Here is a 15,749-nt window from a genome sequence, read left to right as displayed (position 1 = left end):
TAATAAGGAGCGTGTTTTCTGATGGAAATTGAGCAGTTTGGACAAGAAATTTTTCAGGCAATTCAAGATGGCATCATCGTCATGGATCAGAAGCGGAGGATTGTTGCATTAAATCCATCTGCTGAGAATTTGACGGGATGGCGTTTGGGTGGTCTAGTTCCTTATTGCTCATTCTGTCAGAAAAGAAACATTGAACCTGATCAAGAGCGATGCTATCTCGTTACACATGAACGATCTCCTTACTTTTCATCCGAGATGCCGACCTATTCAGGAGAGCTTGTTGACGTTGAGATGAGTACAGCCAAAATTCTTCAAAATGCAATACTTGGTGAAACATATTATCTACTTGTTTTACGTGATTTCTCCGAGCGTAAAAAGCAACAAGAACATGAACTGCGTCAAAGAATGGTACAACAATTGATTGCGGCCAGGGAAGAAGAACACAAGCGTCTGGCAATGGAATTGCATGATGGTGTCGGTCAATCTTTATTCGGATTATCCATTGCATTGGATTCTTTGAAGGCATATGCATTTGATCAAAAGACGGCGCGTTATTTAGATGAGGTATCCGCTGAAATGAAAAAAGTCATGTCCGATCTAAGGTTATATTCAAAACAACTTCGACCACTCGAACTTGATCAATTTGGATTAATCGTAGCTCTTGAAAGTCTAGTGACTGGATTTCAAAAGCAAAAACCGGGAGTGCATTTTTCCTTCCAAACAAATGTTGTCACCTCCCGTTATGATTCAATAGTAGAAATCAATCTGTATCGAATTGTGCAAGAAGCCATTACGAATAGTTTGAAGCATGCAGATCCGAAACAGATCAAAGTAAAACTCAATGATACTCGTGAAGAAGTGGAGCTTATTATTCATGATGATGGACGGGGCTTTGACATCACACATCATCAGGATGGGCTGGGCTTGCAACATATCCAAGAGCGAGCTTCAACGATTCATGCAGATGCAAGTATGACAAGCCATCCTAACAAGGGGACCGAAATTCAGATTCGATGGTTAAAGAAGGGAGCGTTAGAGTGATGGAATCCATTCGATTGCTCATTGTCGATGATCATGTCTTAATTCGAAATGGTTTACGATTATTGTTAGAAAAAGATGAGAGTCTTCAAGTCGTAGCGGAAGCTGAAGAAGGTGGGGAAGCCATCCGTCTTGCGATCAAGTATCAACCGGATGTCATTTTACTGGACGTGACGATGCCTGGTGGATTAGACGGGTTCGTCACTAGTAGGGCGATTCATGAAGAAGTACCACATTCTAAGATCATATTGCTGACGATGCATGACGAAGAGGTCTATATTCAAAAAGCTATTGAATATCACATACCAGGGTATCTCTCGAAAAATAGCGATATTTCTGAATTGAGTAGTGCGATTAAACGGGTATTTGCTGGAAAGATCTATTATCAAACCTCTATGCCTGAGGAAGAATTACAACATCTTTTAGAAGGGTCTAAACAAAAAAGACACTTATCACGAAGGGAAGTAGAAATCGTTCGATTGACAGTACTAGGGTACACGAATATTGAGATTGCCGATAAACTTGTCATCAGCCCGAAAACGGTTGAGAATCATAAAGCACGAGTCATGATGAAGTTGCAATTGAAACATAAACACGAGCTTGTACGCTTTGCTTTGAAAAACGATTTTATAGAGTTTTGAGATTCTCTAAATAAAAAAATGAACTTTATCGGTTGACTTATACCCCTGTAGGTATTATTGTATGAAATGTACCAACGAGGTATGACGTATGTCACATTTAAAAAAGGAGATGGACTTCATATGGAAAACGGTTATGAAGATCGCATCATTCATCGGATGAATCGGATTGAAGGACAAATCCACGGAATCGTTCGAATGATGAAACAAGAGGCGTCTTGTAAGGATGTCGTCACACAACTGAGCGCTACACGTAGTGCAATCGATCGCGTCATCGGTCTCGTCGTCAGTGAAAACTTGATCGACTGTGTCCGTCAGGATGATGCGACGGAAAATCATGAACAAGCCGTTGCAGAGGCTGTTCAACTCTTAATGAAAAGCAGATAAAATTTTTTACGAATTAATATACCCCTTAGGGTAAAAACTTGGAGGAATTACGTTCATGTCAGATACGAAAAAAACAACCATCGTTTTATTTAGTGGAGAGTACGATAAAGTCATGGCAGCTTATATCATTGCCAACGGTGCAGCCGCATACGATCACGAAGTCACGATTTTCCATACCTTCTGGGGTTTGAATGCGATGCGTAAGGATGAACCGATCCAGCCGGATAAAACATTTCTTGAGAAGATGTTCGGTAAGTTCATGCCGCGCGGTGCCGATAAGATGCCACTCTCGAAAATGAACTTCGGTGGTGCAGGTCAAAAAATGATTAAAAACGTCATGAAGAAGCACAATGCGATGCCGCTTCCAGACTTAATCGAATTAGCGAAAGAACAGGATGTCAAACTCGTCGCCTGTACGATGACGATGGATTTACTCGGTTTGAAACAGGAAGAATTACACGACGGGATTGAGTATGCAGGTGTTGCCGCTTACCTCGCCGATGCGGAGGACGGAAACGTCAATCTATTCATCTAATGATCTGAAGGAGGAATGACGCATGGATGTACTATCGATTATCTTGTTGCTCGTCGTCGGCTATCTTGCTTATAAGATGTTCGCCCCAACAAAAGGCGTCAAGCAAGTGTCGACCACGGAACTGAAGCCGTTACTAAACGACCGCAAACGATTTTATCTCGATGTTCGGACACCGGCAGAATTCAAAGGCAATCACATCAAAGGATTTAAGAACATTCCGTTACAAACGCTAAACAGTCAACTGAATCAAATCCCGAAAGACAAAGAAGTGCTCGTCATCTGTCAAAGCGGGATGCGAAGCAAACAAGCCGTCAAAGTACTAAAAAAAGCCGGTTATTCAAATGTCACGGAAGTCCGTGGCGGAATGAATGCATGGCGCTAAATCGAATCAAGAGGAGGAATTGAACATGAAACGCATGACAGCAACAGAAGTACAGGAAAAAATCGAACGTGGTGAACAACTAAACGTCATTGATGTCCGGGAAGTTGATGAAGTCAAAGAAGGAATGATTCCGGGAGCGATCCATATTCCACTCGGATTGATTGAATTCAAGATGAACGAACTCGACAAGAAAAAAGAGTATGTCATGGTATGCCGTTCTGGTGCGCGCAGTGGTCGCGCAACGACATATCTCGAAGGACAAGGATATGACGTGACGAACATGGATGGCGGCATGATGTCGTACGAAGGCGAAACAAAATAATACCCCACACCGTAAAGGAGCGAATTGTATGACTATGATTAAATCAGATATCGTATTGGACGCCAAAGGTCTCGCTTGTCCGATGCCGATCGTTCGGACGAAAAAAACGATCAAGACGTTAGAACCGGGACAAGTCATCGAAGTCCAGGCGACGGATAAAGGATCAACTGCAGATCTCCGTGCCTGGGCAAACAGCACCGGCAATCATTATTTAGGCACGATTGAAGAAGGCGAAGTACTCCGTCATTACGTTCGGAAATCAACAGGTGATGTCACGGAACCAGCAGCATTCGCTCAAACCGTCGATAACGCAACAGTCGAAGCAGCACGCCAAGACGACTCGATCACGGTGCTTGATGTTCGTGAACAAGCAGAATATGCCTTCGCCCATGTACCGGGAGCCATCAATATTCCGTTAGGCGAACTGGAGACACGCCATGCAGAACTGGATTCAAATCAGACGATTTATGTCATCTGCCGGACAGGTAGCCGAAGTGACTTGGCATGCCGACAGCTCAGTGACAAGGGGTATACGGTGCACAATGTCGTACCGGGTATGCAGGAATGGGCGTCTGAGACGACGACACTCGTTTCAGAGAAATAATACAACAGCGTAAAGTAGAGGAGGAACGAGTAGATATGGCACAAGCAATGACAGCCGCACAAGTTACAAAAAAAATCATTGGACGTGAGTCTCTGTTCATCTTAGATGTCCGGAATGAGGATGCGTTTCAAGATTGGAAAATCGAAGGAGAGAACTTCAAGTACCTCAACATTCCGTATTTTGAATTGTTGGATGGTGTCGAGGAGATTCTCGATCAGCTTCCGACGGATCAGGATGTTCTCGTCGTTTGCGCAAAAGAAGGTTCATCGATTTTCGTCGCCGACATGCTAGAAGAAGCAGGACGAGACGTATCGTATCTGTCAGGCGGTATGAAAGCATGGAGTGAACATCTAGAACCGATTTCACTCGGAACGCTGAACGAAACAGGAACTGATCAAGGCGAAGTCGTTCAGTTCGTTCGAATCGGTAAAGGGTGTCTCTCGTATATGGTCATCTCAGAAGGAGAGGCCGTACTCATCGACGCGACACGAATGACGGATGTGTATTTGGATTATGCCGCATCACGCAACGTCACGATTAAGCATGTGTTTGATACACATCTTCACGCGGATCATATTTCTGGAGGACGCGACATCGCCGAAAAAACAGGCGCGACATACTGGTTGCCGCCAAAAGATGCGACGGATGTCACATTCGATTATGCACCACTTGAAGACGGTAGTACGGTTCAAGTAGGGGATACAGCGATTGAAGTACGCGCTCTTTATTCCCCAGGACATACGATTGGATCGACTTCATTCATCGTCGATCAGCGTTATTTATTGACGGGTGATATCTTGTTCATCGACTCGATTGGTCGTCCGGATTTAGCCGGTCTCGCGGAAGACTGGGTCGGTGACTTACGCGATTCGCTCTACAACACGTATCGTGATCTTTCACCAGAACTCATCGTCTTACCGGCACATTTCATGATCATTGAAGAATTGAACACGGATGGTAGTGTAGCGGAAAAATTAAGCATCTTGCTTGCGAACAATCATGGTCTCAACATCGACGATGAAGCAACATTCCGGAAGATGGTCACAGAGAACCTGCCGCCACAACCGAACGCATATCAAGATATCCGTGAAACAAACATGGGGAAACAGACACCCGATCTTGAAACACAACGGGAAATGGAAGTCGGACCGAACCGCTGTGCGGTACGCTAAACCGACGCATAACGAATATCAAATCATTCAGGAGGAATACAACATGAAATCAGAACTCGTACTCGACGCAAAAGGACTTGCTTGTCCGATGCCAATCGTAAAAACAAAAAAAGCCATCGCTGGACTCGAATCAGGTCAAATCCTTGAAGTCCATGCAACGGATAAAGGGGCAAAAAATGATCTTCAAGCGTGGGCGACATCAGGTGGTCATGAACTCGTCAAACACGAAGAAGAAGCAAGTGTCCTAAAATTCTGGATTCAAAAAGGTTAATTTCGAAAAGAGAGCTGATTTACGGCTCTCTTTTTTAAGGAGTGATAAACGATGGAATTCGGTTTTATCGTGACGATTTTCTTAATCGGATTTGTCGGATCCTACATTTCAGGAATGTTAGGAATTGGCGGTTCAATCATTAAATATCCGATGTTATTGTATATCCCGCCGCTACTCGGCTTTGCAGCATTTTCTGCCCATGAGGTTGCAGGAATCAGTGCGATTCAAGTCTTTTTTGCAACGATTGGTGGCGTCTGGGCTTACCGAAAAGGCGGTTATTTGAATAAATCATTGATCGTCTACATGGGGGGATCGATTTTAATTGGTAGCTTCATCGGTGCGTATGGTTCAAATATCCTGGCTGAAGACACGATCAACATCGTCTATGGTGTTCTTGCGTTAACGGCAGCGGTCATGATGTTCGTTCCGAAAAAGGGAATCGACGACATTCCACTTGATCAGGTCCAGTTCAACAAAACCATTGCGACGGTATCGGCATTCATCGTAGGTGTCGGAGCCGGAATCGTCGGTGCGGCAGGTGCCTTTTTACTCGTCCCGATCATGCTCGTCCTCTTGAAAATCCCGACTCGGATGACGATTGCTTCGTCATTAGCGATCACGTTCATTTCGTCGATCGGCGCAACGGTCGGTAAAATCACGACCGGGCAAGTCGACTGGGGTCCTGCGGCAATCATGGTCGTTGCTAGTTTAATTGCAGCACCACTTGGCGCAATCGCCGGGAAGAAGATGAACACGAAGATTCTCCAAGTCATTCTTGCTGTCCTGATTTTAGCGACAGCTGTGAAGATTTGGATCGACATCCTGTGAACAAAAGAGAGGCTGACTCAAAAAAGAATGACGCGTCTTTTCACACCCTTTCCTCAGGCGAGACACAAGCCAGTTTTCCTGCTTCATTCAAGCAGGAAAGCGGGTCTTGTTCGTCTCTGACAGCGCATGAATGCGCTTGTTCCTGTAGGAGTGGCGTGAAACGCGTCATTCTTTTTGTTATGAGATAAGGGTGGCAGAGCATCATTCTGCCACCCTTATCTTTGTAGAGACCGACTTTTGAGTCAGTCCCTTTTTTATTGTACGGACTGATCAATTACGTGTCGTAACGTATGTTCGACTTCTTTTGCGACAGTTTGAAGTGCTGCCTCGTCTGCTAAGTCCATCAAGGCAGTTGGTTTTGGCATTCCGACTTTCGTTTGTCCTTTCTCGGTATAGACGACGATTTTACACGGAAGAAAGTAACCGGCCCGTAAGTCATGAGAAACGACGCGGTGCGCCTCTTTTGGTTGGCATACCTCTAAAATATGATAACTTTCATTAAAAGAGAGCTCTTTTTCTTCGAATTTGTTTGCTAAATCAAACTCCCATAAGACACCGAACGATGCCTCTGAGAGAGCTTGCTTCAGTTGAGACATGACGTGATCCAAATCGTGATGTGACGTTACAGTGTAATCAAACATAAATACCCCTCCTGGTGTTTTTGATGTATAGTATATTCCCTGATTGAACTTCTTTAATCCGAAAGATCCAATGTGCTCCGTTTGAGCACATGCTACGACAAGACGGCATGAGCGCGGTACAGTTAAATAAAAGAACATCCAATAGACGTCATGCGACGTAAGCTAAATAAAGGAGGCGAAGGGAGATGAAGAAACGAATGTGGACGATTGTATCAGTCATCGGTCTCATCGTCATCATGGTCGGGGGATACTTCGTGTTCCAGCAACAGCAGGCAAAATCAAGCGGCAGTAAGGAATTAAGTTATCAACCGGAAGAAACAGCGATTTTAGCTGGCGGATGCTTCTGGTGTATGGAACCCCCGTTCGAAGAGTTAAAAGGAGTCAAGTCCGTCATTTCTGGTTATACAGGCGGTGATGTTGAAAATCCGACGTATAATCAAGTGTCAGCGGAGACGACAGGTCATCGGGAAGCTGTATTGATCACATTTGATCCGAACGTCATCTCGTACAAGCAATTGTTGGATGTCTACTGGCGCCAGATTGATCCGACGGATGCAGATGGTCAATTCGTCGACCGTGGTGAGTCTTATACGACGGCGATTTTCTATACGAATGAGAAACAAAAAGAAATCGCAGCGCAATCGAAACAAGATTTAGAGAAACAACAAGTCTTCGATGATAACATCGTCACACCGTTGATTGCGGCAGGTCCTTTTTATGAAGCGGAAGCGTATCATCAAGACTACTATTTGAAGAGTGAAAAGAAATATAAGTTTTACCGAGCAGCTTCTGGACGCGACGAGTTCATCAACCGTTACTGGAACGATCAACCCAAACTTGATCTTCCAACCTATCCAAAATTATCAGACGCAGAAATCAAAAAGAAATTAACCGACATCCAGTACAAGGTGACACAAGAAGATGGGACGGAGCCGGCGTTTGATAATCCGTATCACGATTTGAAAGCAGACGGTATCTATGTCGATCTGATTTCTGGCGAACCATTGTTTTCATCAAACGATAAATATGATTCGAAGACAGGATGGCCGAGTTTCACGAAACCACTCGAGCCAGGTAATATCATTGAGAAAAGTGACTTTTCAATCGGCATGAAACGGATGGAAGTCCGGAGTCGTCATGGAAATGCCCATCTCGGACATGTCTTCTCGGATGGTCCAGAGCCAACAGGGCTTCGGTATTGTATGAACTCAGCCGCTTTACGTTTTATTCCGAAAGAGGACTTGAAACAAGAAGGATACGGTGAATATGTAGCAGATTTTAAATAATCATTAAAAGGCATCCGGTGCTCATATGCATCGGATGCCTTTCCTTTCAAAATTGTAAGATACATCCATAAAATAAATATCCATTTTATCCATATCCTGTTTATAATCAAGATAAAGTACATCGATCTTGAAGGAGGAACATCTGTGAAGAAACTGATGATTTGGGTCATGCTGAGCTGTCTGATTTTGACGCTTGGAGTAGGACCTACGACAGCAAAGGCAGAAACGGCCCTTGCTAAAGCAACGCTCTTGAAAGTAGGACAAGAGACGACGCTTGAAACAGGAACGGAAGAAAAAAATACATATTGGTACCGCGTCAACCATGAAGCGGGTGTAGAAAAGACCGCTTCACACTTCGAACTATCGATCGATACGGATCAACCTGTTCAAGTAACGGCGTATCCGAGTGAAGCGATGGCTGCGGAAGACGATACGTTTGATCGTTACCGGACAGAAGCGGAGTCAGATGAAAAAAATCTGACGAAATTAGCTGTTCCATATGCATGGGATGGACCGTATTATGTCAAAGTCGAATATTACCCGAACATCGAAGAAGGTAAGACGACGAAAGCTGCTCATGTTAAATTGACGTATAACAATGTCAAATTGCCTGTCGAGTATGAGCCGATCAATGACATCAGCTGTATGGCAGAAGAAGCACTCAAACAAACAAAAGAAGAAAAGCCGATGCTTGCACTCATGCACTCGATCCAAAAGCAAGTGTTGAGCCAATCGGATGCAGGACGTGCTTTAACATCGCTTTACTACAAAGCGTCTCCTTACGTCGTCAAAACGCTTTTATTCAATAAAGAGAAGCGTCAACAAGCATATGAAGATTTAAAAACATTGAAGCCGGCAATGGAGGCACTCGTACGTGGAACATCGTACACGTTGACGAAAGCCGATCAACAAGCTGTCGATCGTCTCTACAAATTATCACGTGACGCATCTCCTGCCGTGATTGCGGAAGAGATTGATGGATATGCCAACAAAATGGATGTCTCTACATTAAGCGGTAGTTCGTTAAGCGAGACATTCAAGTCAATGGGTATGAACATTCAATCAAAAGAAGCAACACGTTACATCGTTAAATTAAAACCAGGTAAGATGAACCGTTCAATGAAGATTGCAGGTGTTCAAGCAAATGATGTGGAACGTTTATCTCTTGGTAATGCGGGAGACTTCGTCATCGTAACGGAAGATCCAACGGTCAAAGGACAATCAGCGGCAGCATTAAAACAATCACTCAACCGTTCGTCAGCGGTCGAGTACGTTGAAAAAGTTCAGACGTACCGGGCGACGAATGATATCAACTTCGATTATCAATGGGCCGTCAATAAAAAGACCGTCTTCGAGCAATTCGATAACGTTGGAATCGGTTTTGAAGCATTCCAACAGCGTTTTGGAACGAAGAAGTTAGCGCCTGTGAAGATTGCAGTCATCGATACAGGTGTTGATTATCGCTTAAAGGACTTACAAGGAAAAGTTGACATCGCAAATGAAAAGAACTACGTTTCCGTCAACGGAGACGGGGATGCGATTGATGACAACGGTCACGGAACACACGTGGCAGGCGTCATCGCAGCAACGATGAACAACGATTATGGTATCCAAGGGATTCATCAATCGGCACAAATCCTGCCGGTTAAAGTCTTGAATGCAAACGGCGAAGGAGAAACAGACGCGATCGCACTCGGGATTAAATATGCAGTCGATCATGGCGCCAAAGTCATCAACATGAGTCTTGGTGGCGGTGAGAGCCGGACGATGGCTTATATGATGAAATATGCAGCAGATCATGGTGTTACGGTCGTTGCAGCTTCAGGAAACGACTACGACATGATGGTCGGTTACCCAGCGAACTCGGAATATGCGATTTCTGTTGGGGCGACGAACCCACTCGGAATGGTTGCTGATTATTCGAACTACGGTATCGGACTTGATGTCGTGGCACCAGGATCAAAAGTCGCTAGTTTGATTCCAGACGGTAACACAGTATATATGGATGGAACAAGTATGGCTTCGCCACACGTTGCAGCAGTAGCGGGAATCTTGAAGTCACTGAACCCGAAACTGACACCAACACAAATCGAACAGATTTTGCGTAAGAGTGCAGAGCCACTTGCGTTTGAAAATCCAAACGACTGGTTCGACTTCGAAGAAGATGAAGACGGGGAGAAGATGGAACCTGAATTCCCGGCTTACGTCAGCCCAGTCTCTGGATACGGAAAGGTCAGTATTCCACGTGCGATTTCTCAGTTGAACTTGAACGGGAATGTCAATGACGTCTACGATAACCAATTGTTTGTCTCTGGAACAGTCAAGACAGGAACGAAAGTTGAAGTATGGGCAGCACTCGTAACGAAAGATAAGAATGGTAAAGAAACAACAACGAACAAAAAGCTAGCTACGACAACAGCTCAAGCAGGAAAATACAGCGTTAAGATTCCGCGTCAAAATCAAAAGACGGTCTTGACGGTTCGCTATGCGAATGGACTAGACGTCACGTCGGAACGGACAGAAGTCCTTCCAGGAAAAGCGCCAAAAGCACCGAAGGTCAAACCAGTTCTTGCTGGTGCGACGAAAATGACAGGTACAGCTCTCGCTGGCGGTACGATTACTGTCAAAGATGCGAAACAAAAGAAAATCGCCACAGCAAAAGTGGATGCAAAAGGTCACTTCAGTGCGAAATTACCAAAACAAGTCGGTGGTTCAAGCTTGATCGTCACAGTGACGGATATTGCTAAACGCACAAGTAAACCGACGATCGTAAAAGTCCTACCAGCCCCAGCAGCACCGAAAGTGAAATCCGTCTATGCCGGACAAACGAAAGTAACCGGTACAGCTGAAAAGAAATTGAATGTTTATGTAAAAGATGCGAAGAAAAAAGTCATCGGAAAAGGAACGGTTTCTGCAAAAGGTAACTATTCTGTCAAAATTCCGAAGCAAAAAGCAAAAGCAAAGCTTTCCGTCTACGTTAAGAATACACGTGGTCAAGTTAGCCCTGTGACTTCTGTGACAGTGAAGAAAGCGAAAAAGTAAGAGGGTAGAAAGACCTTTTTTCGGGTACATTCCGAGAAAAGGTCTTTTTTTGGATATCCTAGCTGTTGCTTCGAAAGCGTTTCTATTATATTAAATCTATAGAAACAAATGAAAAAGCATCATTCAACGAATGATGAGGAGGATACATTCATGGTGAATTGGATTCGGCGACGAATCGGTCGGCAACTGCTGACTGTTTTTTATGCGGTACTGATCGTAGTATCGATTACTTCGTTCTTTGTCTATGACTACATGGAAGGACGAATCGAAACATCAAAACAGAATCTCGAGACGATCAGTGAACAAAATCGCCGAGCCAATGATTTGTGGGACAATTGGCAAACGGTTCAGTTCGGTTTACGCGGATTCGTCATTTTTGGTAATCAGGAACGGTTTGATGAAATCCAAGCGCTCCGAACAGATATCAAAAGTGAGACAGATTGGTTCATGCGAAACGCCAAAACGGATGAAGAAGAAGAATTCGCAGCGCAAATGACGAATTTATATGAGTTATACTATGACGCCTTGTTCCCGTTGACCCAGTCTTACGTCAATGAAAAAAAGGCGAATCGGATCAATGAGGACTTTTTACAAGGAGATAGTCTGTTTTCCTTACCGATTGCGAAACGACTTGTTGAACAAGGACGGTTGAAGCCGACAGCGGACGGTTCGATTGATATTACGCCAGATATTGAAAAAGCATCTGCCGCACTTAATGAATACCGCACGAATCTCAGCCAACAACAAGAAACGGCTGTTGGGGAACTGCGGAGTGAAGTGGCAAAGTCACAATGGATTTGGATCTCGAGTATCGTTGTTCTCATCGCCTTCATCCTTCTCTTCGTGCACCCGTTCCTTCGCCGGATGACACGACAATTACTACGCTTAATCGACGATAATCAAAAACTTGCACGGAAAGAACCGATTAAGATTGATAAAGCTGCCGAGCAACGACCAGACGAAATCGGATTGTTGCGCGCAGCCTTTAATCGGATGGTCGTGACGACAAATGCCCATACGGATGCGATGCAAGGAAAAAATGAAGAGTTGCAGGCGCAAAGTGAAGAGTTGCTCGCGCAACAAGAAGAATTGCAAGCGCAACAAGAAGAACTCGAAGAAGCGTATCAAACGACGAAAAAGAATGAGGAAAAGCTCCGATTACGTAGCGAACTGACAGAGGCGCTTGCTGTTCGCGAAACCGTCGAATCGTATCCGGCAATCGTTCAAAAGATGATCGATATCACCTCTTCGGAGTACGGTGCCCTGTTACTCTATGAAGAAGGAGCGTTCATAGGTGCGACGACGAAGGGGATGACGATGGATTATTTGAAAGTCCTTCTAAAAGATGAGATGTCCGTCATCAATCGATCGGTTCGTCAGATGGAATTCGTCCAATCGGAAAAACGAGTCACGCGTCAAAAAGACCATCCGTATTCATTCAGCACGCATGAAGTGACGATTCCGATTGAAGATCCGGAAACGCATGAATTGATTGCAGCCATCTATCTGGTTCGTTATAAATCTGCCTATAAAGGACAGCAGTTAACGGATATTCGCGAGTTTGCGCAACAGATGACGTTATCGCTCCTGCGAACGCGCTCGTATGAAGGGATGCGTCAAGAAAAAGAAAAGACAGAGCAAGTATTGGACTCCATCCGGGAAGCGATCATTTATCTTGAAGATGGAAACGGAGAGTTATATGTCAACCGTCCATTGTTTGAATTGATTCCAGAACTTCAATCGGAATTCACGGTAGATCGGACGTTACCGTCGAGTGAATATGTCATCGATGTGATGCGCCAGTTGGTGGATGATGTCGAGGCTTTTAATACGTATCTAGAGTTGATTCGTTCCGGTGAGATTTCACCGGAAAAGGTCCGATTTGATATTCGAAATAACACGGCTCATTTAGAAGTCTACGCAGAACGCATTGACGTCGTCGGAGGATGGAAGGGAATCATTCTCGTTTTACGGGATATTACCCGGGAAACAGAAGCCGATCGTCTCAAAACAGAACTCGTCTCAACCGTATCGCATGAGTTACGAACACCGCTCTCGTCGATTTACGGTTTTACAGAGTTGATGCTAAATCGAAAAATCGATGACTCAAAACAGCAGAAGTATCTGGCGACGATCCATAACGAGACGGAACGCTTATCAAACCTCGTCACGGATTTCTTAGATGTTCAGCGAATGCAGTCAGGTGGACAGTTATACCAAATGGCACATCTCGATTTATTTAGCCTGACTGAACAAGTGATATCCCTGTACGATGCTTCAAGTGAACGGCACGATCTTCATTTGCAATTGCTCAGCCCGGATCGTCCATTCATTTTAGGAGATGAGGATCGAATCAAACAATTGATGAGTAATCTGATCAACAATGCGATCAAGTACTCTCCGGATGGTGGGCGTGTTGACGTCTGGATCGATACGAAAGACGATCAAGCTATCATTGAAGTGAAGGATGAAGGAATTGGGATTCCACACCATGCCTTTGCCCACTTGTTTGATAAATTCTATCGTGTTGATAATTCCGATACACGTCGAATCGGTGGGACTGGACTTGGGTTATCGATTTGTAAGGAAATCGTCAAAGAGCATGAAGGTGTAATTCATGTGGAATCTGAAGTCGGCAAAGGAAGTCGCTTCATCATCGTGTTACCGCTCAGTTTAAGTGAATCAATCGAGTCGACAGAAGAGAATCGACGTTCTAGTTAAAGAACTAGGATATATTCCAACTAAACCGTGTTCAATCCGCTAGGTGCGAGCACGGTTTTTTCTTATGTTTAAAACGAGTAATCTTGTCAAAAAAGATTTCAATAAAATAAAAAAAGAGTGAATAAACAGCAATCCTGAACCGATATACCTATAGGACAAACGAACTATGGTTAAAAAAGGAAAGGGGGAATCGTCATGTATGAGAAATGGCTGGGAGTCGTTATAGGCTGGTTACTGTTTCATATCGGCTGGGTGACGTATGTGGGCACGGATACGGCAATCGGACAAGTCGTCAACAGTCTGTTCACGATCGGTGGTGTAACGATCTCCCTCTATTTGATTTGGCGGGCACAGCGACGCCAGGCAAGACGCCCTTTTACTTACCGCTTATTTTTTCTATTATTATTTGCTAATGCGATGCTTGGTATCGGCGAATGTGGACAGCTCCTATACTTTCTCCAAGGACGTACACGAACGGAACCGTTTGATTGGATTGACTTGATCTTCAGTCTTCAAATCTTGATCTATATCATTGCTTTCGGTTATTTCCTGCGTAATCGACGACAAGAAGTCAATTTGCGGGTCTTTTTGTTCGATGAGTTCATCATCTTAGTCGTTGCAGGATCTCTTTCGTGGCACTACTTAGTGACACCTTATTTAGAAGCAAATGCCTTGTTGACGATCGAAACGCTTTTATGGCTTCGCTATCCGATCGGTGATTTATTATTGCTCGGCGGAATGATTGTCTTATTCTTTGGTTTGATGAAGCGTGGCAATGGCGGCTCGTTATTATTGATTCTACTCGCATTTCATTTTCAGTTACTCGCTGATCTATTATACGTGGTACTCGAACGATTTGATTATCCATTTCCTTCGAGTTGGCTCGATCCGTTATGGTTAGCGACTGTCCTGATTGTCGGGCTTGCCGCGTATCGCTTTGATGCTGAGGAATCTCTCGCTCCTCTTGACGTTACACGGAGATGGATCGATGTCTTACGTTTAATCACTCCGTACTTATTCTTATTGATTCTTTTCGTGACGATGGCACGGCAAACGATTAGTTGGAACGGTTTGACGATTGGTTTGATGATTGCGATACCGTTGTTGATTTCCCGTCAAATTCGGATCGTCGTGGATAATCAACGGTTGCGCGAAAATCTCGAAGCGAAGGTGGAAGAGCGAACGGAAGCATTAGCAACTGCCATGGAGGAGATGCGGCACATGGCATACCACGATGCCTTAACAGGATTACCGAATCGCTATTTGTTCGCCCGACTGTTTCAGGATGCCTTGTACCGGGCGGAAGCGACTGACGGGCAGGTTGGGTTGTTCTTTATTGACATCGATCACTTCAAAGAGATTAACGATACGTACGGACATCGTGTCGGAGATCAGCTCATCATCGACGTCACGGCACGCTTACAAAAGAAACTACCGCCTAATACGGTCATTTCAAGGCAAGGTGGAGATGAATTCGTCGTCTTATTATTTGACGTTGAACAAGAAGCAGAAGTCGTGCAGTGTGGAGAACATCTCGTTTCCTTGTTTCGACAGCCGTTTCACCATGGCATCATCCCACTTCCGGTGACGGCAAGTATTGGGGGAGCGATTTATCCGGCGCATGCAGCCTCGCGATCGGACTTGATTGAGCAAGCAGACCTAGCGATGTATGAGGCAAAACGTCGTGGGAAGAATCAATTTTGTATGCATGATTCGACGGTAACAAAGATATAAATGAAGTCAGCTCATTAAAACGAGGCTGACTCAAAAAAAGAATGATGCGTCATTTCACGCCCTTTCCTCAGGCGAGACACAAGCCAGTTTTCATGCTTCGTTGAAGCAGGAAAGCGGGTCTTGTTCGTCTCTGACAGCGCATAAATGC

General features: G+C 44.5%; 15 protein-coding genes. 14 read left to right on the top strand and 1 reads right to left on the bottom strand.

What is annotated here, in order from left to right; translation table 11 throughout:
- Positions 1–21 precede the first annotated feature (21 nt).
- The 10 genes from ITJ88_RS11750 to ITJ88_RS11705 all read left to right on the top strand — a co-directional run bounded on the left by ITJ88_RS11750 (position 22) and on the right by ITJ88_RS11705 (position 6,177).
- On the top strand, positions 22–1,041 hold the full coding sequence (locus tag ITJ88_RS11750) for a sensor histidine kinase (RefSeq protein ID WP_195865773.1): 1,020 nt from the start codon (positions 22–24) through the stop codon (positions 1,039–1,041).
- On the top strand, positions 1,041–1,679 hold the full coding sequence (locus ITJ88_RS11745; RefSeq protein ID WP_230088835.1) for a response regulator transcription factor: 639 nt from the start codon (positions 1,041–1,043) through the stop codon (positions 1,677–1,679). The genes ITJ88_RS11750 and ITJ88_RS11745 overlap by 1 nt, the downstream gene beginning before the upstream one ends.
- 120 nt (positions 1,680–1,799) lie before the next feature.
- Positions 1,800–2,063 (top strand): metal-sensitive transcriptional regulator, encoded by a 264-nt coding sequence (locus ITJ88_RS11740; protein ID WP_195865772.1) that lies wholly within the window; start codon positions 1,800–1,802, stop codon positions 2,061–2,063.
- Positions 2,064–2,118: 55 nt separating this feature from the next.
- Entirely contained in the window at positions 2,119–2,598 is a 480-nt protein-coding gene (locus ITJ88_RS11735) for a DsrE/DsrF/DrsH-like family protein (RefSeq protein ID WP_195865771.1), read from the top strand.
- Positions 2,599–2,620: 22 nt separating this feature from the next.
- Entirely contained in the window at positions 2,621–2,980 is a 360-nt protein-coding gene (locus ITJ88_RS11730; RefSeq protein ID WP_047391640.1) for a rhodanese-like domain-containing protein, read from the top strand.
- A gap of 25 nt (positions 2,981–3,005) precedes the next feature.
- On the top strand, positions 3,006–3,302 hold the full coding sequence (locus tag ITJ88_RS11725; protein ID WP_023466941.1) for a rhodanese-like domain-containing protein: 297 nt from the start codon (positions 3,006–3,008) through the stop codon (positions 3,300–3,302).
- 34 nt (positions 3,303–3,336) lie between these two features.
- Complete coding sequence (locus ITJ88_RS11720) at positions 3,337–3,906, top strand: sulfurtransferase TusA family protein (RefSeq protein WP_195865832.1); 570 nt, start codon at positions 3,337–3,339, stop codon at positions 3,904–3,906.
- A 35-nt stretch (positions 3,907–3,941) separates the two neighbouring features.
- The gene (locus ITJ88_RS11715; protein WP_064300580.1) at positions 3,942–5,078 is read left to right on the top strand and encodes an MBL fold metallo-hydrolase; all 1,137 of its coding nucleotides are present in this window, start codon (positions 3,942–3,944) and stop codon (positions 5,076–5,078) included.
- Between the two features lie 43 nt (positions 5,079–5,121).
- On the top strand, positions 5,122–5,349 hold the full coding sequence (locus ITJ88_RS11710) for a sulfurtransferase TusA family protein (protein ID WP_029343316.1): 228 nt from the start codon (positions 5,122–5,124) through the stop codon (positions 5,347–5,349).
- A 51-nt stretch (positions 5,350–5,400) separates the two neighbouring features.
- A complete protein-coding gene (locus ITJ88_RS11705) occupies positions 5,401–6,177 on the top strand; it encodes a sulfite exporter TauE/SafE family protein (protein ID WP_195865770.1) in 777 nt (258 codons plus the stop codon).
- 254 nt (positions 6,178–6,431) lie between these two features.
- Here ITJ88_RS11705 and ITJ88_RS11700 read toward each other — a convergent pair whose 3' ends face one another.
- Entirely contained in the window at positions 6,432–6,818 is a 387-nt protein-coding gene (locus ITJ88_RS11700) for a DUF302 domain-containing protein (RefSeq protein ID WP_195865769.1), read from the bottom strand.
- Between the two features lie 185 nt (positions 6,819–7,003).
- On the opposite strand from ITJ88_RS11700, the gene msrB reads away from it, so the two are divergent.
- The 4 genes from msrB (at position 7,004) to ITJ88_RS11680 (ending at position 15,601) form a co-directional block, all read left to right on the top strand.
- On the top strand, positions 7,004–8,104 hold the full coding sequence (gene msrB, locus ITJ88_RS11695) for a peptide-methionine (R)-S-oxide reductase MsrB (protein WP_195865768.1): 1,101 nt from the start codon (positions 7,004–7,006) through the stop codon (positions 8,102–8,104).
- 144 nt (positions 8,105–8,248) lie between these two features.
- Positions 8,249–11,146, top strand: coding sequence for a S8 family peptidase (locus ITJ88_RS11690; protein WP_195865767.1), 2,898 nt, complete (start codon positions 8,249–8,251; stop codon positions 11,144–11,146).
- A gap of 150 nt (positions 11,147–11,296) precedes the next feature.
- A complete protein-coding gene (locus tag ITJ88_RS11685; protein ID WP_195865766.1) occupies positions 11,297–13,867 on the top strand; it encodes a HAMP domain-containing sensor histidine kinase in 2,571 nt (856 codons plus the stop codon).
- A 195-nt stretch (positions 13,868–14,062) separates the two neighbouring features.
- A complete protein-coding gene (locus tag ITJ88_RS11680) occupies positions 14,063–15,601 on the top strand; it encodes a GGDEF domain-containing protein (RefSeq protein WP_195865765.1) in 1,539 nt (512 codons plus the stop codon).
- Positions 15,602–15,749: the final 148 nt, after the last annotated feature.

This window comes from Exiguobacterium abrahamii (genome assembly GCF_015645365.1).
Classification (GTDB): domain Bacteria; phylum Bacillota; class Bacilli; order Exiguobacteriales; family Exiguobacteriaceae; genus Exiguobacterium_A; species Exiguobacterium_A abrahamii.
The sequence above is the reverse complement of the archived record's forward strand: the minus strand, read 5'-3'. Positions and strand labels throughout refer to the sequence as shown.